This window comes from Sphingobium anseongense (assembly GCF_037725245.1).
GTDB lineage: Bacteria > Pseudomonadota > Alphaproteobacteria > Sphingomonadales > Sphingomonadaceae > Sphingobium.
Window position 1 is genome coordinate 100,106 of record NZ_JBBJUL010000010.1, and the last position, 19,595, is coordinate 119,700.

Sequence of the window (19,595 nt, forward strand, 5' to 3'; positions counted from 1 at the left end):
CGGTCGCGGATCAACCGAACAATTCGTCCAGAAAATCGACCATGGCGTTCCAGCTGCGCCGGTCGGCGCGCGCATCATAGGCCATGCCGCGTTCGGGCATGGCGACCGTCACATCGGTAAAGGCGTGCCCGGTGCCGCCATAGGCATGGATTTGCCAGTCGCACCCCGCCCGGGTGAGTTCGTCCGCCAGCGCGACCGTGGCTTCGGGCGGGGCGATGGGATCGTCCCAGCCATGGCAGATCAGCAGCTTTGCGCCGATCGTCGCACTGGCGAACGGCGGCGGGTCGTAAACGCCGTGGAAGCTGACGCCACCGGCAAGGTCCGCGCCCGATCGCGCCAGATCGAGCATGCATTTGCCGCCAAAGCAGTAGCCGATGGCCGCCGTCCGCGCGGCGTCGACTTCCGGCAGGGCCTTGAGCGCCGCGTGCGCGCCCAGCAATCGTTCGCGCATCATAAGGCGGTCGCCGTTCAATTCTGCCATGTAGCGGCCCATTTCGGGGTCTTCGCGCGTGGTGCGCTTGCCCGCGCCATAGACATCGGCGACCAGCACGGCATAGCCAAGCGCGGCGACCCGTTCGGCGCGGACGAAGTCCTGTTCCTTGGTTCCAAGCACGTTGGGGAACAATATTATCCCGGGCAGGGGGCAGGCAGCGCTGACGTCAACCACCGCCAGGCTGTCGAAGCCATCGTGAAGCACCGGGCGGCGCGAGATCGTCACGAGCGCTCCTCCTGGCTACCAGCTGCCATAGCCGGGCGCTTCGCCGCGGCTGTCGACATTCCAGCGGCGCGGGCGGCGCCAGCCGATGCGCGGCCGCTTGCGCAGGCGCAGGCACGGCCACTGACCGGTATCGATCCGTTCGGCAAGGCGCATGCCCTGCGCCCGATAGGCGGCCAGTACCCGGTCGGCCTGATCGTCCAGAAGCCCGGCGAGAATGATCGTCCCGCCATCTTCCACGCAGGCGCACAAGGACGGCGCAAGCTCGATCAGCGGCCCGGCGAGGATGTTGGCGATGAGAAGGTCATAAGGTGCGCGACCCAGCAGGCCCGGATGATCGACCCCGGCCGCCGCGAACAGGGCGAGCGATCCGGTGCCGCCGCCGGTCGGGACATCGTTGATCACCGCATTCGCCGCCGTCACGTCGACCGATACGGGGTCGATATCAGATGCGGTGGCGCGGGCGCGCGGCCACAGGTGCAGGGCGGCAAAGGCAAGCAGCCCTGTCCCCGTGCCGATATCGGCGATATTGCAAAAGCGCATTCCCGCCGTGCGCATCCGGTCGAGCATTTCCAGGCAGCCGGACGTCGTTTCATGCTGCCCGGTGCCAAAGGCGCGGCCCGCCCCGATCAGAAAATTGCGATAGCCCGGTTGGACCGGATCGCTTTCAAGATTGCGGATATGGAAACGGCCCGCCGTCACCGGCACCAGCCCCTGCTGGCTCACCGTCACCCAGTCCTGAGCCTGTAGCGCCTGCACGACCGGTTTGGCGGTGGCGGCGCTGGGCACCAGCGCCTTCAGAAGGCGCAGCGCGGCAGCGCCGGGCTTGCCCTCGAAATAGGCGTCCAGCCGCCAAGCGTCGTCATCGTCCGGTTCGGTTTCGCTGGTCATCAACACGGGCGGACGGTCGAGCAGCGCGAAGGCGGCAATGTCGCCGTCCAGCGCTTCGGCTTCTGCGCGCGTGCAGGGAAGCGTCACTTTCCAGCTTTCAGGTGCGGTCGTGGCGGGGTCTGTCATGATCCCGCCTTATAGCGGCGGGATGCACGAGGAAAAGGCCGTTGGGGTCAGGCGACCTGCCGGCCGAAGTCGGATGAGGCGTGGCGCAGGCTGGCAAGCTTGCCTTCGACGCTCATGAAGCCGCGTTCGAGCTGGTCGATTTCCGACGCGACGATTTCGGTGTCCTGGCGGATCGCCGAGATGGTGGTCGACATCGAATCGGCGGCCAGCGCCGTCTGGTCGACGGCGGCGGTGATCATCGTGACGGTTTGCGCCTGCGCGTCCATTGCGTGGCGAATCCGATCGGCGCTCGCCTGAACCTCGCCCACCGTGTCGCGGATGCGCTCGTTGGTCTGAACGGACTGGCGGGTGGACGCCTGGATATCGGCGATCTTGCCGGCAATCTCATCGGTGGCGCGCGCCGTCTGGTTGGCCAGGCTTTTCACCTCCTGCGCCACGACGGCGAAGCCGCGGCCGGCATCGCCCGCGCGCGCCGCTTCGATGGTGGCGTTGAGCGCGAGCAGATTGGTTTGCCCGGCAATGTCGCGAATGAGGCCGAGGATCGATTCGATCGACTTGGCATGGTCGGACAGGGTGGCGGACATGGAAACGGCGTCGCCGGACTGGTCGGCGGCCCGCTGGGCTACCTCGGCGGCGCTTTCAACCTCTGTCCGGGCGTCTTCGATGGCGCGGATCAGGCCGGCGGAGGTCCGCGCGGCTTCGCGCATTGCGAGCGCGGACTGTTCCGCCGCCGCCGCGACTTCCGATGCCTTGCCCAGCATGCCGCGAGTCGCGGCAGAGGCGTCCTTGGCCTGCTCCCGCAGGGATTCGCCCAATTGCGAGGCACCGTCGATCTCGCCGACGATTCGCTGCTCGAACAACTGGCCAAATTGCTGGCGTTCGATTCTCCGCTGCTCGGCATTGTCGTTCGCAACGACGCTGCTCATTATCGCGGCATCCAGCATCGATATCTTCATCATCATGCCGATCATGTTGCGCAGGGCCACCGGATCGGCGCAGCGATCCCAGATCAGCGTCGTCAGTTCCTGATTGGATTTGCTGACCGCCTTGAGCACGGCTTCGACCGGGACGCCATGCTTGCGGGCATGACGAACGCAGTCGGTTGCGGCTTCGATCCAGATGCCGGCGCTGAAATTCTTCAGCTTTTCGCGAATATAGCGGCGGCTGTCTTCATCGATTCGGGCGATGATGTTCGCATCCAGCTTGGTGCGCAGTCCCGTGTCATCCATATATCGGTCGAAAAACGCGCGTGCGGCGATGGATGACTCATCGCCCAGCAGCATTCCGATCTCCAGCGCGCCCGCCGCAATCTCTCCCTGCGGATCGCAGCACCGAAGAGCGTCGATCATCATATTGTTGCTGTCTTGGGAGGTCATGGTCGGACAGGCCCTTCTTTGCTGGCTCGTACTTCTTCAGGACCTCTATAGTGCGGCTTGGTTAACCAGTTCTTATGCGCGCGCTCGACGATATGACCGCAATTGACGGCTCCGCGTCGCTTGCCCTCGACCATTTTCGATCCTAAGGGGAGCGGAATCACAGATTATTCCAGGGACGGAGACACAATGGCGCGATCCAAAAGCCGGCCGCTCTCGCCGCATTTGACGATCTGGAAATGGGGGCCGCACATGGCGATCTCCATTCTTCATCGCGTCACCGGAAACGGCCTCGCCACCGCTGGCGCGCTGGGCCTCGTCTGGTGGCTGATGGCGGCTGCCAGCGGGCCGGATGCCTATGCAACTTTCGTCGCGTGCGCGACTCATCCCCTTGGCTATCTGGTGATGATCGGCCTGAGCTGGTTCTTCTTCCAGCATATGACGTCGGGCCTGCGCCATTTCGTTCTGGACATGGGCGCGGGATATGAGCTGGCCACGAACAAGCGCTGGTCGCTGATCGTGCCGGTCATCTCCACCGCGCTGACGATTGCTTTTTGGCTCTTTATCTTTGGAAAGACAGTCTGATGGGCAACGGTACTGGTATCGGCCGCGTCCGGGGCCTGGGCTCTGCCAAGCACGGCGCGCATCACTGGCTGGCGCAACGCTATACGGCGGTGGGCAACCTGCTGCTGGTGCTGTGGCTGCTGTTCAGCCTGGTGAGCTTGCCCGGCCTCGACCATGAAAGCGTTGTGACCTGGGTCGCGCAGCCGCTGGTCGCCGTTCCGCTGATGCTCATGATCGTCAGCATTTTCTGGCACCTGCGCCTGGGCATGCAGGTGATGTTGGAAGATTATGTCCATGACAAGGGACTGGCCTTCCTCTCGATCCTGCTTCTGAACTTCTACGCCATCGGTGGCGCGGCCGCCGGTATCTTTGCGATCGCGAAGATCGCATTCATGGGGGCCGCTGACTGATGTCGACCGAAGCATATAAGATCATCGATCACACCTATGACACGGTGGTCGTGGGTGCCGGCGGATCTGGCCTGCGCGCGACCATGGGCAGCGCCGAAGCGGGCCTCAAGACCGCGTGCATCACCAAGGTGTTTCCGACCCGGTCGCACACCGTTGCCGCGCAGGGCGGCATCGCCGCGTCGCTTGGCAATAATTCGCCCGATCACTGGACCTGGCACATGTACGACACCGTCAAGGGGTCGGACTGGCTGGGCGACCAGGATGCGATCGAATATATGGTGCGCGAGGCGCCGGCGGCGGTTTACGAGCTGGAACATGCCGGCGTGCCGTTCAGCCGCAATGCCGAAGGGACAATCTATCAGCGGCCGTTCGGCGGCCATATGCAGAATATGGGCGCCGGCCCGCCGGTGCAGCGCACCTGCGCCGCCGCCGACCGCACCGGCCACGCCATGCTGCACGCGCTCTATCAGCAGTCGCTGAAATATGACGCGGACTTCTACATCGAATATTTCGCCATCGACCTGATCATGGAAAATGGCGAATGCCGTGGCGTGATCGCCATCTGCATGGAAGACGGATCGATCCACCGCTTCCGCAGCCATGCCGTCGTGCTGGCGACGGGTGGCTATGGTCGTGCCTATTTCTCGGCGACGTCGGCGCACACCTGCACCGGCGACGGCGGCGGCATGGTGCTGCGCGCGGGCCTGCCGTTGCAGGACCTGGAATTCGTGCAGTTCCACCCGACCGGCATCTATGGCGCGGGCGTGCTCATCACCGAAGGCGCGCGCGGCGAGGGCGGCTACCTCACCAATTCCGAAGGCGAGCGTTTCATGGAACGCTATGCCCCGTCCGCCAAGGACCTGGCGTCGCGCGACGTCGTGTCGCGTTCGATGGCGATGGAAATGCGCGAAGGGCGTGGCGTTGGCGAGCACAAGGATCATATCTTCCTGCACCTCGACCATATCGATCCCAAGGTGCTGGCCGAGCGCCTGCCCGGCATTACCGAAAGCGGCAAGATCTTCGCGGGCGTCGACCTGACCCGCCAGCCGCTGCCCGTCACGCCGACCGTCCATTATAATATGGGCGGCGTCCCCTGTAACTATCATGGCCAGGTCGTGACCAAGGTCGGCGACGATCCCGAAGTCATCGTACCCGGCCTGTTCGCGGTGGGCGAAGCGGCGTGCGTGTCGGTCCATGGCGCCAACCGTCTCGGTTCCAACTCGCTGATCGACCTCGTCGTCTTCGGTCGCGCCACCGGCCTGTTCCTCAAGGACAATGTGAAGCCCAACAGCTCGCACAAGGCGTTGCCCAAGGATTCGGCCGATCTCGCGCTTGGCCGGCTCGACCATTATCGCAACGCCAAGGGTGGCACGCCGACGGCGGAAATCCGGCTCGACATGCAGCGCACGATGCAGAAGCACGCCGCGGTGTTCCGCGACAGCGCCTTGCTGGCCGAGGGTGTCGAGCGGATGCAGGTCGTCAACAAGCGGTTGCAGGACGTCAAGGTGACCGATCGTTCGCTGATCTGGAACACCGACCTTATCGAGACGCTGGAACTCGACAACCTCATGTCGCAGGCGATCTGCACGATGGAAGGCGCGCACGCGCGCAAGGAATCGCGCGGCGCGCACGCGCACGAGGATTTCCCCGACCGCGACGACGTCAACTGGATGAAGCACACCGTCAGCTGGTTCGAAGGCTGGGGTGGATCGGGCGGCAAGGTCAGCCTGGATTACCGGCCGGTGCATGACTATACGATGACCGATGAGGCAGAATATATAAAGCCCAAGGCGCGGGTATATTGAACGCGCGATCGGAATGATTCGAAAAGGGCTCCCCCAGGGGAGCCCTTTTTTGTTAACATCGGCCGATCAGGTAAAATGGGGGCGGAACGTGGCGGCCAAAAGCAGAACAGCGGGCGGAAAACTTCTGTTCTGCATTCTTATCGGGCTGATGCTCTCCATTCCGCTGTTCGCGGTTTACCTGCTGGTCTGGGAGCGCCAATCGCAATCGAGCGCCGCCCGAGCATCCATCGCGCAGGGATGGGGCGGGCCGCAGGTGATCGCCGGCCCGGTTCTCGTCATTCCCTACACCCGGCCAGAAACGGAAACCGTCACCGAGAACGGGCGGCAGATCAGCCGGATGACCAATGTGGAGCGCGAACTGTTCCTGTCGCCCACGACCAATGCGGTCGACACGGCGATCATGCCCGAGCGGCGTCGCAAGGCGATCTATGAGACCGTGCTGTTCGAAGCGCGCATATCGGGCCGCGCCGCCTTCATCCTGCCAACCGACCTTGCCCGTCATGGCGTGACCCCGGATCAGCTTCACCTGGACCGGGCAGAAATCCGCATGGGGGTTTCCGACCCGCGCGGCCTGTTGTCGCGCAACATGCTCAAGGTGAATGGCCGCGCCATATCGCTTCAGCCCGGCAAGGGTCTGCTCGCCACCGGCAATAACGGCTTTTTCGCCTTTATCGACTGGACCGCTGCATCCGCCCTGACGATCGATTATGCCTATGCGGTGCGCGGCAATGGCCAGGTCAGCCTGGTGCCGCGCGGCGGCCGCACCGACTGGTCGGTAACGTCATCCTGGCCGCATCCCGGCTTTGGTGGCGATTTCCTGCCCACCGATCGCGATGTCACGGACAAGGGCTTCAGCGCGCGCTATTCCATCAGCAACCTGGCGCTGGGAGAGGCGCTGGTGCTGACCGAGGACAGACGTGCGCCGATGATCGCCACCGAGCCCTATGGCGGACCGGCGGTCACATCGGACGGCGGGTCCACGGCAGCGACAATCGGCCTTGTCGAACTGGTCGATCCCTATGCACAGGTCAATCGGGCCATCAAATATGGCTTCCTGTTCGTCGGCTTCACCTTCCTCGCCTTCCTGATGTTCGACATTGTCGGCGGCGCGCGCGTGGCGAGCGCGGAATATGTGCTGGCGGGCAGCGGGCTGATATTATTCTTCGTGCTGTTGCTCGCCTTTGCCGAGGTGATCGGATTTACCTGGTCCTATCTGCTGGCGGCGGGCGCGATCACCGCGTTGCTGACGGCCTATTCCGCCGCCGTGCTGAAAAGCTGGATGCGCGCCCGCATCATCGCCGGGCTGCTGGTTGGGCTGTACGCGACGCTGTTCGTCCTGCTCAATCTTGAGGCCTATTCGCTGCTGATCGGTTCGGTGCTGCTGTTCGTGGCGCTGGCGTCGGTGATGTGGGCGACCCGGCATATCGATTGGGCAGCCGTCGGGACGGCGAATGACGCAAAGGCGACGCCGGACGGCGATGCCGGCGTGTCCTGAGTCGACATGTCAGGCCCTGCGCTTCGCCTTTGGCCGGGAAGAGGCTGGTATTGATCGCCGGGGGCCGGTAGCACCGAAATCCGACAAAGGAGACCGACCCCATGACCACTGAAATTCAATCCATCCCGCTCAAGACGATCAAGGGCGCGGACACGAGCCTGGCGGATTATGCGGGCAAGGTCGTGCTGGCCGTCAACGTCGCGTCCAAATGCGGCCTGACCCCCCAATATGAGGGGCTGGAAAAGCTCTATGCCGACTATCGCGACAAGGGCCTGGTGGTCGCAGGCTTCCCGGCCAATGATTTCGGCGCGCAGGAACCGGGCGACAATGACGAGATCGCGGCGTTTTGCACCACCAATTTCGGCGTGGATTTCCCGATGTTCGAAAAAATCGTGGTGTCCGGCCCGGACAAGCATCCCTTGTATGCGGCGCTGACCAGCGCGGCGCCGCAAGCGAAGGGCGACGGCGCCGGCTTTCGCGAAAAGCTGGCCGGCTATGGCATGACGCCTAATCCCGAACCGGAAATATTGTGGAATTTCGAGAAATTCGTGATCGCCAGGGATGGCTCCGTCGCGGCTCGATTTGCCCCGACAACCGCGCCGGACGACGCCGAACTGATCGCGACGATCGAAGCCGAACTGGCGAAATAAGTCGCGCTTCGCGGCTATATCCGCCTGAAATCAGCGGCCGACGCCAGCGGGGACGTCGGCCGCAGCATGACGGCGGCGAGGGGGCGGAAGGGGCATTGTCATCGACCTGTCGCAAAGTCCGAATTTTCATGTTGCACCGCACAAAAAAATCTGGTCCCTTGTGAATGTTGACCGAACAAGCGCTTAAGCCTTTGGTAACCACGATGAGCGCATGTTAGTTTGATCGACGGCTAGTCGGAGGGCAAGATCATGGGCACGAGTGCAAAACCGGCGGACGGCGCCGTTACCTTTGCCGAACTACGTGAGTTCGCCAGTTTCCCTGCTGCCACGCAGCGCTATATCCGGCGCTCGCTCGACATCGGGCTTCATCGCCGCGACGCGATGAAATTATGGTCGCGCGACCTGGTGGAAGAAGCCAGCATCCGGGCGCAGGCGCGCATCTATGGCCGGCTCGACGAAATCAAGCTGCATGTGCCCGACGACAGCGGCCTGGAACAGGTGGAACCGTTCATGGCGCCTCTGGTGACGGTTTCCGCATTCGACCTCGGCCAGGACAGGCTTGGCACCTTTTCGGCCTATCGCTTCCTTTATGAGCGTTTGATCGGCGCGGGCGCGCGGCCGTGGCTACCCGGTGCATTTTGCGCGGCGGCGAGCCTTCCGCACCTTCATCCCGACAAGCGCCGGCTATTGTTGCAGTCGATCAGCGAAGCGGCGGCGACCGCGGCGGGCTGGTCCAATCGCGAGCCGACCTTCTACCCTGAGTGGGTGGACAAGGTCGATACCAGCAAGGCCGCCAATTGATCCGCTAGCCAGTTTACGGCTGGTTTGCGGGGAAGGGGACGTGATCCTGCGGTCGACAAGGCCGCAGCCACCTCCCAGCTATTGGCCAGCTATCGGCCAGCTATTGGCCAGCATCGGGAGGAAGGCGAGTTCAATGTCTTGCCCCACCCGGTCATCCCCCGCTTGAGTTTCGAGCCTCTCCTCATATCCGTTTGCCCTTAGCCCCTTCGACTGCCGGTCGCGGCGGAGGCTTGTTGAAGGGTTTCGCCCCGGCTCGGCCCGATCGGGCATGGGGTGATCCAGATGGATCGAACACTACTCCAAAAAACGACAGAATTTTGCGGCTATCGTCGGAAATGCGGCCGCCGTACATCTTAGTGGATATGGCAGGAGAAATTTCGGGAGGAGCGTAGCGCGTGGTGGGGTGCCGCAGCGATATCGTCGCTTGGGTCGGGAGCAATATCGTTCCCTACGAAGCCGAACTGCGCGCATGGCTCCGCCGACGATTGCTGCCTGCCCAGGATATAGACGACATCGTGCACGATTCCTATCTTTGCATCGCTCAACTATCGGGCGTGGGGCATATCCGAAACGGGCGCGCCTATCTGTTCACCACCGCGCGATCGGTGATGCTGCGGCGGGTTCGGCGCGATCGGATCGTTCGTATCGAAAGTCTGACCGAGATCGAGGCGATGACCCTTCAGGATGCCGACCCCGGCCCCGAACGGCGGGCAAGCGCGCGGCAGGAACTGGCGCGCATCCAGCGGCTGATCGCTTCGCTCCCCGATAGATGCCGGGAGGTTTTCCTGCTGCGCCGCATAGAAGGCGTGCCCCAGCGCGAGATCGCGGAACGTTTGGGTCTTGCGGAACATATTGTAGAGGCGCAGGCGGCACGCGGCCTTAAACTGATCATGAAAGCCATTGCGGAAGAAGACAAGGACGAAGGGGGTTGGGACCAACATCAGGGAAAGCGACATGAGCAACAGCCGGCCGCGCGCCGAGATGATTGACGACAGCGCGGCGCACTGGGCAACGAAGATCGACTTCGGCGCCCTTTCCGCCACGGAGGAAGCCGATCTGGCGACCTGGTTGGCGGCGGACCCGCTCCACCAGGGCGCGCTGTTGCGCGCGCAGGCGACGCTGGCCTATCTCGATCGCGGCCGCGCCCTGCTCGCCAATGGCGCATGCGCCGACGATCCTGCGCCGGTCGAAGCCGCGGCGGGTGCTGCTCGACGCCGGTTCCTGCAATTCGCGGTCGGCGGCACGGCGGTGCTGGCGGCGGGCCTGGGCACGATTTTCATTCTGCCGCGCTTCGGACGCGATGAAATCCGCACCGACATCGGCGAAGTGCGCCGGGTGCCGCTGGCCGACGGATCGGTCGCAGTCATCAACACCGCCAGCCGGATCGCCGTGGCGCTGCAGCCCGAGCAGCGCGCCATTCGCCTTGAGGAAGGGGAAGCCTGGTTCCAGGTGGCGCATGACAAGGCGCGCCCGTTCATTGTCGAAGCCGGCGCGGTGCGCGTGCGCGCGGTCGGCACCGCCTTCGCCGTGCGGCGGCGACCCGAGGGTGCGGACGTGCTGGTCACCGAAGGCGTGGTGGAAACATGGATCGAGGGGCGCGAGGGCAGCCTTCGCCGCCTGGTCGCGGGCACCCGATCCTATGTTTCGCCCGGATCGCAACCGCCCGCGTCGAGCGCCGAAAGCAAACCGCAGGATGTGGAACGCGCTTTGGCGTGGCGCGGCGGGGCAATCGTGCTCGACGGCCAGACGGTCGATTATGCGGTCGCCGAACTCAACCGCTATAACCGCCAGCGGATCGTCGTGGTCGATGAGGCGCTTGGGCAGGAACGGCTGGTCGGCTATTTCCGCACGAGCGATCCCGGCAGGTTCGCCCGCGCCGTGGCCGACATGACCGGCGCGCATGTCGCGGTGCAGGACGGCGAAATCCTGCTGATGCGATAGGGCGCGCCGCGCTGCCACCGCTCGCTTGCGCGAATTGTGTCATATCATCAGCGGGCCGGTGCTTATCGGCGCGCTGCGCCATGGCTGCCGCCCGAAAGACGCATCGAGGTGAAACGAATGCGGAGATAGCCATTCTTACAGAAAAATGAAAAAATATGGTTCCCCGCGTCGGAAAGGTCCGTGCCGTGCATCAAAACATTCAGGACGGGCGCGATCGCGCGCCGCCGACATGGGGGAAATTTATGATAGTCTCGACCGCGATTATTGCCGCCGTTTCCGCGCAGCCGGCGTTTGCCGAAGTCCGTCATTTCGCCATTCCGGCCCAGCCCGCCGAGTCCGCCATCGCCGTCTTCGCCAAGCAGTCGGGCCTTCAGATCCTTGCGAGCGAAAAGCTCGTTCGCGGCAAGCGCGCCAATGCCGTTATCGGCAGGCTGGATGTCGAGGATGCGCTCAAGCGGCTTTTGGCCGGCACGGGGCTTGTCGCCAGGCGTCCGAGCGACGCGAGCGAGATCATCACCATCAGGCGCGCATCGCCGCTTCCCGCGACCCAGGCTGCCCCTCCCGCGACGCTGAGCCAGGATGATTCGAGCAACGCCCCCGAAGGCGACATCGTCGTCACTGCCCGCCGCCGTAATGAAACCTCCATTTCCGTGCCGGTTGTCGTCACCGGGATCAGCGAAAGCGAAATCAAGCGCCGTTATCTGACGCGCATCGATCAGTTGAACAATGTCATCCCGCAACTTCAGATCGGGCAGGGGACGATCCAGGGCGGCAGCGTCGTCCTGCGCGGTATCGGTGCAAATGCCAACACCACCACCGCCGATCAGGGCGTCACCTTTAACGTTGACGGCGCGCAGGTCGCGCGGTCGAGCATTCGTCGCATCGGTCAGATGGATCTTGCCCAGATCGAAGTGCTCAAGGGGCCACAAGGGCTTTTCTTCGGCAAGAACAGCCCTGGCGGTGTGATTTCCATCCGCACGGCTGACCCCACGAGCCAGTTCGAGGCGAAAGCATCGGCTCTGTATGAATTTGTCGGACGGGAAGCGTCTTTCGACGGCTTCGTATCAGGCCCGATCACCGATACGCTGGGTGTCCGCGTCGCGGTCATGGGTTCGCACATGGAAGGCTGGGCCAAGAATATCTATCCTTCGGACCTGCGTTTCGGTTCCACGCGCGAGCGGTTGCCGCATGACCGGGAAATAGCGGGGCGGCTGACGCTCAAATTCGAGCCTTCCGAACAGTTCGATGCGCGGTTCAAGCTGAATTACGGCAAACTCAAAACGGCGGGTCCATCCGAAATCCGGCAATATATCTATTGCCCGCTCGGCGCCCCCCAGCTTCCCATTGGCGTGGGTGGTTCGGGTGAAAATTGCAAGGCGGACGACCGCTTGTCCTATTCGGGCTATGGACCGGATTTAAAGCAGTTCGGCCTGGGCATCCGCGACGGAGAACCCGATCTTCAGCAGGGTCAGCTTCTGTCATCGCTGGAAATGAATTTTCGTCCGACGGACACGATGACGCTGACGTCGCTCAGCAGCGTCTATAAAGTCGACCTAGACTGGACAGATCCCTACTTCAATACAACCGATCCAAACTTCATCATTGTCGGCGATTATCATTTCAACCTGACAGAACTGTCGCAGGAATTCCGGCTGGCCAGCAGTTGGGGCGGGCCGATCAATATGCTGGTCGGCACCTATCTGCAGGACAGCAAATTCGCATATGATACCCAGGATGTCGCATTTCCCGACAATCCGGTTCAGTTCGGTCGGGGCAAGCTGGCGCTTAAAGGCTCGCATCTTTCCCTGTTCGGGCAACTCCGCTTCAATCCGGTCGAAACGGTCGAACTGACCGCAGGCGGCCGCTATTCCTGGGAAAAGAAGGTTGCTTTCATCAAGAGCCTGATCGGGGCTACATCGCCCGCCAATCCCAATCAGAGCTGGAAGAATTTTTCGCCCGAGTTGACGGCGGCATGGCGGCCGTCGAGCAAATTGACGCTGTTCGGCAGCTACAAGCGCGGCTTCCTGAGCGGCGGCCTGACGCCCGGTGGTCGCATCTATGACCAGCAGATCACGAAGGGAGGCGAAGCCGGGGTCAAGGCCCTGTTGTTCAACAACAGCCTGCGCGCCAATATCAGCGCCTATAAATATGTGACCACAGGTCTTCAGGTAACTTTCGTCCAGGGAATACAGTTCGCCATCGACAATGCGGGCAAGGGAACGGTCAAAGGGATCGAGGCGGACTTCAACTGGCAGACGGGTATTGAAGGACTGACGCTGCGTGGCGCGCTGGGCTATAATGAGGCACGCTATAATATCTACACGGCGCAATGTTATCCGGGTCAGTCGATCGGCGCGGGCTGCAATGGTGGCGTTCTGCCCAGCGGTGTCTTCACGCTGCAAAATCTCAAAGGTCGCCCGTTCGCCAACGCGCCAGAATTGTCGGGCAATGTGGGCGCGAATTATGAACGCGAGGTCAGCGAGGATTGGCGGATCGGCCTGTCCGCCGATGCGAGCTACTCCAGCAGCTATTTCACCGAATCCAACCTAGCCCCCAGCAGCAAGCTCGATAGCTTCTGGATGCTCGATGCCAACCTTCGCCTCATCAGCGCGGACGATCGTTGGGAATTCGCGCTGCTTGGCCGCAACCTAACCAATGAATATCCATATCAGCTTTCCAACTCGGTTCTGTTCACCGGCGGTCCTTCGGGCACCAATGGACCGACCTTCGATGCCGATCGCTATGCATACATCAACCGGGGCCGGCAGGTCTCGCTCCAGATTACCCGTCGCTTCGGCGGGCAATAAGAGCCGGTTCTACCCGACGTAATTGTTCAAAGTGATAGAGGAACGATGAAATGACTAACGACACAGGGGCAGGCAAGGATCAGGCGCAGAGCGGCGGGGAAGGCGCCACTGTTTCCCGCCGTACGGTAGCCGGGGGCTTTGCCGCCCTCGTTGCCTCGCTCACCGGCGCGGGTGCGGCGCAGGCGGCGACCACGGGCAAGATCGCCAGGCAATATTGGCCAGTGTCTAGCGGCCCGGACTATGCGACAACGGACTCGGTCTATTTCGACCCCGACTATCCGTCGATGCATTTTCCGCACGTGTTCATGAGCAAGGGCAGGCCCATCCAGTCGTTCATGTGGCTTGCCGACGGTGCCGAGGCCAAAGGATGCGTCATATTGTCGCCCCAGCGCTATGGCGGCGACAGCCTCGACAGCCTGGTGCCGGCGCTGGTCGGGGCGGGCATCCATGTGATGCGCTTCAATCCACGGGGTATGTGGGACGGCAGTCAAGATTATTCCTTCATAGGCGCGCTCGAAGACCTGCACGCGGCTGTCGATTTCCTGCGCGAAAACGGTGGCCAGCACGTGGTTCCGCCCGGCACCGGCTTTCCTCGTCCTTTCCGGGTCAACCCGGACCGTATCGCTGTCTTGGGGAAAAGCGGCGGCGGCGGCATGATGGGCTGGATCGGCGGCGCTGAAAATCCCAGCCTCAATTCGATCGTCACGGTCAGCCCCAGCTGGTTGCTGCCCAGGCCGCTGAACGCTGCCACCTTAAAATTTTTCCGCGAACTCAAACAATCGCTCGCTGGACGAGTCGACCTGGAAAAGGAACTTAACGCACTGACCGCTGCGGACTATGATCGCCTCAACATGATTGCCGCCGCCCCCAGGCTGGTTGACAAGAATGTATTGTTGATCGGGCATTCGAACCGCGAATATGTCGACACCCTGCACAAGCCGCTCGTGGACGCGATGCTGAACGCCAACGCAAAACATTTCTCGCAAGTGATCCTGGAGGCCAATGATTATTTCCTGACCGCGCGGGTCGGACTGGCGAGGCTGGCGGTGGCGTGGCTCAAGACCGAATGCGACTTTTGAATGTTGACCGGCATGTGCCGATGGTTGCAGCCGTGACCACATGCCGGTTGCGATCGGTTCAGGGCAGAATGTGGACCGGGACGGAGCGTTCACCCCGGTCCTTTATCACCGGCGATCGATTGCGGGCCAATTGCACGCGCGCATTGACGGATGGCGTTCCCGCCCGCTAATGGCGCGCAGTCGGGGAGTAGCGCAGCCTGGTAGCGCATCTGCTTTGGGAGCAGAGGGTCGCAAGTTCGAATCTTGTCTCCCCGACCATAATTCAAGATCACTCTATGATCTTGAATTTTAAGCGAAAAAACTGCCAGCTTTTGCCTGTGCAGGAACTGTGTAGAAATAAATGCGGATTTGCTCGTGCCTTGGTGATTCGAGGCGCGAGCGAGCCGACCCTTTCGGTTAGAATAGCTCGCCCTGCCTGCTGGCCTCGATATGCGCCCGCCAATCGGGCTTGGTGGCTTCCTCGTCCAGCTGCGCCACCACATCGCCGCCATGGACATCAACGGTGCCGATGGGAATGAAATGCGACCGGTAGCCGGTCGCGGTGATAGGCAGCGGCGCACCTGCGGGCGCGATGCTGCGAATCTCCAGATTCTCGATAGCACTCCAGCGGCGGGGCGTGTGCACCACGCGGATGGTGATGCCGTGCCAAGTAAGCCTGTAGGTGTGGGATTGCTGCTCCATATCAGTGCCCCGCGAACACATGAACGGCATCCCATGCGGTTTGCACTGCGAACAGATCGCCGTTGATTTCGGCATCGCGGGCCATGGCGCGCCAGTCGATATAGTAGCGCAGCGCATGGGGAATGACGGTGCTGTCCTCCGTGACCTCCTGCACATAGTCAGCAAGGCTGGCATAGGTGCCAAGATGGCGGTCATCGATAGCTTGGCGGGCCTCGTCCAATTCGCCGTCGCAATGGTCGAGCAAGGCCGCGCCTAACACACCGTGTTCGACAACGAACGCAGCAAGGTCGCTCAAATGGTCAAAGCTGGCATATTCCGCAATGCGGACGCCGCCGAACCCTTCATAGTCATGGATGGCCCATTCCTCGGCCCCCGCAATGGGTGACGCGGCCAGCATGGCCCGCACTTCGTCGTAAATCGCCCACGGCTCTCGCGCTGCCTCGATCCATGCGCCATGCAGAATGCCGCTGTTGTAGGACGCAAGGCAGGCCACATAGATGCGGGGTTGTTCGGTCTGGTTGGTGGTGAAGGCTCCCATTTCTGTCTCCGTAGGGTTGGGTTTCAGGTGCGATCTGAAACCCTGCCCATGCGGCGAGCATCGGGGGGCAAACGGAGCAAGTGGCTTCGCGGGGAACCGGCTGCACGAAACGTAGTGGAGGAAGCTGGGCGGAAGGCACTTCGCAGTGCGCTGGGGGCAGCGCCCCAGTCCTTGCGTTAGCGGTCGTCACCGGATGGCAAAAACGCCGCAGGCGGTTGCGGGCGCGCAGCGCCTAGAACGCGGGCCGAAGGCAACGCTTGGTTCGTTAAACACGAGCGTAGCGATAAGTGCCCTTAATCTGATAGGCCAAAAACTGCCCTTTGGACGGAGCGGATTTCATTGCATCCACAACATGAGAAGGAACATCATAATATTCGTAAGTTCCCCCGTTCTTGAATTCAACTCGGAGAACAGAGGTGCCGGGATCGTAGCCAAATCCACTAAGATTTGAAGAATCCGGTGTGTGAATCCATTCCATCAACTTGCCTCACTTTCAGTTTTCATTCGCTGGATCATCAGCGGCCACGTTATGTACGTAATGCGGACTTTGTTTGCGCCATTGCCTGACCATCGGCTTGTAATCGACTGGATCGCGTTGCTGCCCCCAGCCGCCCGGCCCTTCATACCCATCGCTAGCGCCCCCTCGTACAACAACCAGAGGATCAGCGCTATCGGGCCGTCTATTCAGGGGCGGAGGTGAAATCAGTGTCCGAACAGGCAGACTGACGCCCTCGCGAACGATAATGGCCTCACCGATCCGAAGTATTGGAAGCATCTCAAAAAGCCCCTTCAGATTATCTGAAGCGGTACTTGTGATATGCCCTCGATCAATATCGTTGGTGAGCCGCATGGCGAACATTGTTCCGCATTGCGAAAGGATCGTCGCATCAATCTCTGATGGCCTCTGGCTTACAATCATCATGCCCACGCCGTATTTTCGGCCTTCCTTCGCGATGCGTCGCACGGCGCGGGCGGCGGTGCCGCTATCTTCTTTGGAAAGATAGGCATGGGCTTCCTCAAGTACGAGTAAGAGCGGGCGCTCTCGACCGCCTTCCGGCAAATTCCGCGCCCAGAAAATTGCGTCATACAGGATATGTAATAAGGCACCGATCAGCTCATTCAGGATGACGGTCGGCACACCAGAAAGGTCCAGAATAGTTACTGGTTCGGGCGCGCCGATCCACTGTCGCAGAAGTTCATCTAAATCCTTTGCAACAGCCCCGTCCAGATCAGGCAACCAATCTCCCGGATTGAAGAGAAACGCGAGGCGCGGGTCACGAAGGCGGGATGCAAGCCCGGCCAGTTGCTGTCGGATACCAATAAAATCGCGGCCCTGCTGAACGCGCTCAGGGGCTGCACCCGTTGTTTTGATGTTGCGATAAAGCGGTGGAATCACCCCCATGGCATCGCCCGATTGCAATGGTGTCCCATCCTCTTTGAGGACGTAGGCATGGGTGACCTCATCCGCTGCTCCACCCGGAAGCGGGATGAGTGTATGATGCTCGCGCCGATGCAATTCAAACCACAGTTTATGAATGGAAAACGGAATCGGTGAGTCTGCGGTAACTCGCGATAGCTCCATTCCCTCGCGGGGCTGCCGCTCCAGGCTTTCTCGTTTGAATTGCACGACAAGATCGGAAACTGCCGCCGCCTGCGCGTCGTTCAAATTGCCAAATGCAAGGGCAGACAGCGCATTGAAGCTGAGTGCCCAAAAGGGAATGTGAAACTCCTTCTGGCCTTTGTCCGGGCTGGCTTCAATACGAAACACCGCCGCTCGATCCGCGAGTGCCTTGGAATATTCACCGTGAATATCGAACACCAGAATTCGGGCCGATGGATAACGGATTGGATCGGATAACGCGCTCAACAATCCTGCGACCGTCGTAGATTTTCCGGCTCCGGTAGTCCCAACGACAGCAGAATGGCGTGTGATGAGCTTGTTGATGTTCACAAAGGCCGGAATGGATTCCGCACTGGCGAGATGGCCAACAGATACAAAATCATGAGGGTCGCCGGACCCGTAGATTGCCCGCAGGTCATTCTCGGTTACGATGTGGACAGCATCATCAATGGTTGGGTGCTGCGAGATGCCTCGCTCAAACCTCCCGCCACGCTGGCCTTCACCCACCATTTGCACGGTAATCCAACGATTGCCGAACATTTTTTCCAAATCTGTCGCAGGCGCAGCACCTGCACCCACCTGAGAAACGACGCCATATAAATCAACGAAGCCTAGCGGGATGCGAACGAAACTTCCGACCTGACCAATCCGGTATCCCTCACCATGCACAAAACCCAAGCCGGTGATGGTTTCGTTGCTAAGCTCGACCGTGACGGTCGCACCGTGAACATCTTGAACGGTGCCAATAAAGGTAGGATCAAGGCGCATTGTTGCTCGCCGTATCATCATCGAAACGGTTGATTTGTCGTGCGAGGAAATTGCCTAAATTTTTGAAATTCCCCAAATCGAAGCGACAATTTTCTGAACCATTGTCCTTGAAAACAGATACGTTATGCAGGGGATGGCCTGTGTTTTCATCCTTTCGCCAATCACGCTCGATTGAACCGAGAATTGCGCCATCACCGGCAAGAAGGCTAAGATTTGGATGCTTTCTAGCTGTTTCAAATGCGGCAGCGTATCCTGCGCGCTTGCCATAGAGAAGCCCCATACAGATTGCCGTGGGGTTGCTACGCAGCCCGTGCAGAATAATCTCATTGAGATGCTGGTCGGCAAACGAGTAGCCGCAGGTTACCAGCACAGCCTGACCGGACGATAGGAAGGCGCGGAGCCTGTCCAGCATTGCCAGATACGGCATTCGGCGGCTCTGGTCATATTTCAGATGCGATGGGTAAATCATCTGACGATCACCCTCTTTTCCGTCCTCACGACGGACAACGTGATCGGTCTTGGTGCGCCACCAGTTGATGGAGCCGTGGACCTTCCACAGGCGGCTCCAGCGCGGTGGCAATGATCCGTTCTCCATGGAGGTAAGATCGAAGAATGCTTGTTTCGCGCCAACAAACCCGTCGAAATAGGGGATTTGATGCGCCTCCAGCGCCTGTTCGATCAGCGTGTCATAGTTAGGGGTAAACATCTCAACCGCATGGGTGCGGCGTATGCCGCCCGTCCACATGGCAAGCTGATGATACGGCGTTATGCTGTCCGGTAGGGCGACCCCAACGACACTTGTTGTGATCCGGCAGATTTCAGCGTCCAGCGCCGCTAGTGTTTCGGCATCAGATCATTGATAGTTCCGGCCCGAACAACACCTTGCAGCAGACGAATCTCGCTAAGAATATCCTCCATGGTCGGCTTGCCGTCGCCAAAGCGACCTAACAAACTGGCATAGTGGGCGGAAAATTCGGTGCTTGCCGACATTGCCTCTGACACGTGTTTGGTCAGCCCAGCGATGTCAGGAATAAGGTGGGTACTCCCTTCCGCCGTTGGTATTTGAATCGAGACGGGGCACCCCGCCCCCAACAAAAACGCTATACGCATCTTATCCGGCGTCAACACCTGCTGTAAAAGCGTCGATTGACGATAGGGGCAATGAGAAGCCTCGGTCATGATTGGGGGAGCGCCTTTGTCTCATCGGTTTCATCAGAAAGTGCCTCAAGCTCAAGGCCTTCAATTTCAAGTAGTGATCGACCGACAATGCCTTGGAAATCTCCCCACATTCCTACCGTCGCTCCCATCACACGCTCGATTTGCTCTTGGC

19 protein-coding genes and 1 tRNA gene are annotated in these 19,595 nt (G+C 61.0%); 11 read left to right on the forward strand and 9 right to left on the reverse strand.

Going from position 1 to position 19,595, the window contains the following annotated elements:
* Nucleotides 1-10 precede the first annotated feature (10 nt).
* The 3 genes from WG908_RS13740 to WG908_RS13750 are packed head-to-tail and all read right to left on the reverse strand — an operon-like array spanning nucleotide 11 to nucleotide 3,108.
* Nucleotides 11-718, reverse strand: coding sequence for a dienelactone hydrolase family protein (locus WG908_RS13740; RefSeq protein ID WP_340187160.1), 708 nt, complete (start codon nucleotides 716-718; stop codon nucleotides 11-13).
* Between the two features lie 15 nt (nucleotides 719-733).
* Entirely contained in the window at nucleotides 734-1,732 is a 999-nt protein-coding gene (locus tag WG908_RS13745; protein ID WP_340187161.1) for a 50S ribosomal protein L11 methyltransferase, read from the reverse strand.
* 47 nt (nucleotides 1,733-1,779) lie between these two features.
* Nucleotides 1,780-3,108: a methyl-accepting chemotaxis protein gene (locus WG908_RS13750; RefSeq protein WP_445326725.1), complete on the reverse strand. Its 1,329-nt coding sequence runs from the start codon at nucleotides 3,106-3,108 to the stop codon at nucleotides 1,780-1,782.
* 186 nt (nucleotides 3,109-3,294) lie between these two features.
* Here WG908_RS13750 and sdhC point away from each other — a divergent pair, with 186 nt between their 5' ends.
* From sdhC to WG908_RS13805, 11 genes are all read left to right on the forward strand, one after another.
* Nucleotides 3,295-3,690: a succinate dehydrogenase, cytochrome b556 subunit gene (gene sdhC, locus WG908_RS13755; RefSeq protein ID WP_340187162.1), complete on the forward strand. Its 396-nt coding sequence runs from the start codon at nucleotides 3,295-3,297 to the stop codon at nucleotides 3,688-3,690.
* Nucleotides 3,690-4,079, forward strand: a complete 390-nt coding sequence (sdhD, locus tag WG908_RS13760) for a succinate dehydrogenase, hydrophobic membrane anchor protein (protein ID WP_340187163.1) — start codon at nucleotides 3,690-3,692, stop codon at nucleotides 4,077-4,079. The genes sdhC and sdhD overlap by 1 nt, the downstream gene beginning before the upstream one ends.
* Nucleotides 4,079-5,884, forward strand: a complete 1,806-nt coding sequence (gene sdhA, locus WG908_RS13765; protein ID WP_340187164.1) for a succinate dehydrogenase flavoprotein subunit — start codon at nucleotides 4,079-4,081, stop codon at nucleotides 5,882-5,884. The genes sdhD and sdhA overlap by 1 nt, the downstream gene beginning before the upstream one ends.
* Nucleotides 5,885-5,972: 88 nt before the next feature.
* Nucleotides 5,973-7,379, forward strand: a complete 1,407-nt coding sequence (gene creD, locus WG908_RS13770; RefSeq protein ID WP_340187165.1) for a cell envelope integrity protein CreD — start codon at nucleotides 5,973-5,975, stop codon at nucleotides 7,377-7,379.
* Between the two features lie 101 nt (nucleotides 7,380-7,480).
* Nucleotides 7,481-8,029 carry a glutathione peroxidase gene (locus WG908_RS13775; protein ID WP_340187166.1) on the forward strand — a complete coding sequence of 183 codons (549 nt, stop codon included), beginning with the start codon at nucleotides 7,481-7,483 and terminating at the stop codon, nucleotides 8,027-8,029.
* Between the two features lie 249 nt (nucleotides 8,030-8,278).
* Nucleotides 8,279-8,830 carry a hypothetical protein gene (locus tag WG908_RS13780; protein ID WP_340187167.1) on the forward strand — a complete coding sequence of 184 codons (552 nt, stop codon included), beginning with the start codon at nucleotides 8,279-8,281 and terminating at the stop codon, nucleotides 8,828-8,830.
* A 395-nt stretch (nucleotides 8,831-9,225) separates the two neighbouring features.
* Nucleotides 9,226-9,819 carry an RNA polymerase sigma factor gene (locus WG908_RS13785; RefSeq protein WP_340187168.1) on the forward strand — a complete coding sequence of 198 codons (594 nt, stop codon included), beginning with the start codon at nucleotides 9,226-9,228 and terminating at the stop codon, nucleotides 9,817-9,819.
* Nucleotides 9,785-10,771 carry a FecR family protein gene (locus tag WG908_RS13790; RefSeq protein ID WP_340187169.1) on the forward strand — a complete coding sequence of 329 codons (987 nt, stop codon included), beginning with the start codon at nucleotides 9,785-9,787 and terminating at the stop codon, nucleotides 10,769-10,771. Before WG908_RS13785 ends, WG908_RS13790 begins: the two co-directional genes overlap by 35 nt.
* A 242-nt stretch (nucleotides 10,772-11,013) precedes the next feature.
* Nucleotides 11,014-13,578: a TonB-dependent receptor gene (locus tag WG908_RS13795; protein ID WP_340187170.1), complete on the forward strand. Its 2,565-nt coding sequence runs from the start codon at nucleotides 11,014-11,016 to the stop codon at nucleotides 13,576-13,578.
* A 50-nt stretch (nucleotides 13,579-13,628) separates the two neighbouring features.
* Entirely contained in the window at nucleotides 13,629-14,657 is a 1,029-nt protein-coding gene (locus WG908_RS13800; RefSeq protein ID WP_340187171.1) for an alpha/beta hydrolase family protein, read from the forward strand.
* Between the two features lie 181 nt (nucleotides 14,658-14,838).
* Nucleotides 14,839-14,915 (forward strand) — tRNA-Pro (locus WG908_RS13805).
* A 138-nt stretch (nucleotides 14,916-15,053) separates the two neighbouring features.
* On the opposite strand, the gene WG908_RS13810 is transcribed toward WG908_RS13805, so the two are convergent.
* The 6 genes from WG908_RS13810 to WG908_RS13835 all read right to left on the reverse strand — a co-directional run bounded on the left by WG908_RS13810 (nucleotide 15,054) and on the right by WG908_RS13835 (nucleotide 19,444).
* Nucleotides 15,054-15,338 (reverse strand): hypothetical protein, encoded by a 285-nt coding sequence (locus tag WG908_RS13810; RefSeq protein ID WP_340187172.1) that lies wholly within the window; start codon nucleotides 15,336-15,338, stop codon nucleotides 15,054-15,056.
* 1 nt (nucleotide 15,339) lies between these two features.
* Complete coding sequence (locus WG908_RS13815; protein WP_340187173.1) at nucleotides 15,340-15,876, reverse strand: antirestriction protein ArdA; 537 nt, start codon at nucleotides 15,874-15,876, stop codon at nucleotides 15,340-15,342.
* 265 nt (nucleotides 15,877-16,141) lie between these two features.
* Nucleotides 16,142-16,354, reverse strand: a complete 213-nt coding sequence (locus WG908_RS13820) for a KTSC domain-containing protein (protein ID WP_340187174.1) — start codon at nucleotides 16,352-16,354, stop codon at nucleotides 16,142-16,144.
* Nucleotides 16,355-16,369: 15 nt separating this feature from the next.
* Complete coding sequence (locus WG908_RS13825; protein ID WP_340187175.1) at nucleotides 16,370-18,265, reverse strand: ATP-binding protein; 1,896 nt, start codon at nucleotides 18,263-18,265, stop codon at nucleotides 16,370-16,372.
* The gene (locus WG908_RS13830; RefSeq protein WP_340187176.1) at nucleotides 18,255-19,010 is read right to left on the reverse strand and encodes an SIR2 family protein; all 756 of its coding nucleotides are present in this window, start codon (nucleotides 19,008-19,010) and stop codon (nucleotides 18,255-18,257) included. Before WG908_RS13830 ends, WG908_RS13825 begins: the two co-directional genes overlap by 11 nt.
* An 89-nt stretch (nucleotides 19,011-19,099) precedes the next feature.
* The gene (locus WG908_RS13835) at nucleotides 19,100-19,444 is read right to left on the reverse strand and encodes a hypothetical protein (protein ID WP_340187177.1); all 345 of its coding nucleotides are present in this window, start codon (nucleotides 19,442-19,444) and stop codon (nucleotides 19,100-19,102) included.
* Nucleotides 19,445-19,595: the final 151 nt, after the last annotated feature.

What these genes read in the sequence shown, in the direction of transcription:
- WG908_RS13745 (WP_340187161.1), bottom strand. Translation starts at nt 1,732, where the DNA reads ATGACAGACCCCGCCACGACCGCACCTGAAAGCTGGAAAGTGACGCTT.
- WG908_RS13750 (WP_445326725.1), bottom strand. Translation starts at nt 3,108, where the DNA reads ATGACCTCCCAAGACAGCAACAATATGATGATCGACGCTCTTCGGTGC.
- sdhC (WP_340187162.1), top strand. Translation starts at nt 3,295, where the DNA reads ATGGCGCGATCCAAAAGCCGGCCGCTCTCGCCGCATTTGACGATCTGG.
- sdhD (WP_340187163.1), top strand. Translation starts at nt 3,690, where the DNA reads ATGGGCAACGGTACTGGTATCGGCCGCGTCCGGGGCCTGGGCTCTGCC.
- sdhA (WP_340187164.1), top strand. Translation starts at nt 4,079, where the DNA reads ATGTCGACCGAAGCATATAAGATCATCGATCACACCTATGACACGGTG.
- WG908_RS13775 (WP_340187166.1), top strand. Translation starts at nt 7,481, where the DNA reads ATGACCACTGAAATTCAATCCATCCCGCTCAAGACGATCAAGGGCGCG.
- WG908_RS13780 (WP_340187167.1), top strand. Translation starts at nt 8,279, where the DNA reads ATGGGCACGAGTGCAAAACCGGCGGACGGCGCCGTTACCTTTGCCGAA.
- WG908_RS13790 (WP_340187169.1), top strand. Translation starts at nt 9,785, where the DNA reads ATGAGCAACAGCCGGCCGCGCGCCGAGATGATTGACGACAGCGCGGCG.
- WG908_RS13795 (WP_340187170.1), top strand. Translation starts at nt 11,014, where the DNA reads ATGATAGTCTCGACCGCGATTATTGCCGCCGTTTCCGCGCAGCCGGCG.
- WG908_RS13800 (WP_340187171.1), top strand. Translation starts at nt 13,629, where the DNA reads ATGACTAACGACACAGGGGCAGGCAAGGATCAGGCGCAGAGCGGCGGG.
- WG908_RS13810 (WP_340187172.1), bottom strand. Translation starts at nt 15,338, where the DNA reads ATGGAGCAGCAATCCCACACCTACAGGCTTACTTGGCACGGCATCACC.
- WG908_RS13815 (WP_340187173.1), bottom strand. Translation starts at nt 15,876, where the DNA reads ATGGGAGCCTTCACCACCAACCAGACCGAACAACCCCGCATCTATGTG.
- WG908_RS13820 (WP_340187174.1), bottom strand. Translation starts at nt 16,354, where the DNA reads ATGGAATGGATTCACACACCGGATTCTTCAAATCTTAGTGGATTTGGC.
- WG908_RS13825 (WP_340187175.1), bottom strand. Translation starts at nt 18,265, where the DNA reads ATGCGCCTTGATCCTACCTTTATTGGCACCGTTCAAGATGTTCACGGT.
- WG908_RS13830 (WP_340187176.1), bottom strand. Translation starts at nt 19,010, where the DNA reads ATGTGGACGGGCGGCATACGCCGCACCCATGCGGTTGAGATGTTTACC.
- WG908_RS13835 (WP_340187177.1), bottom strand. Translation starts at nt 19,444, where the DNA reads ATGACCGAGGCTTCTCATTGCCCCTATCGTCAATCGACGCTTTTACAG.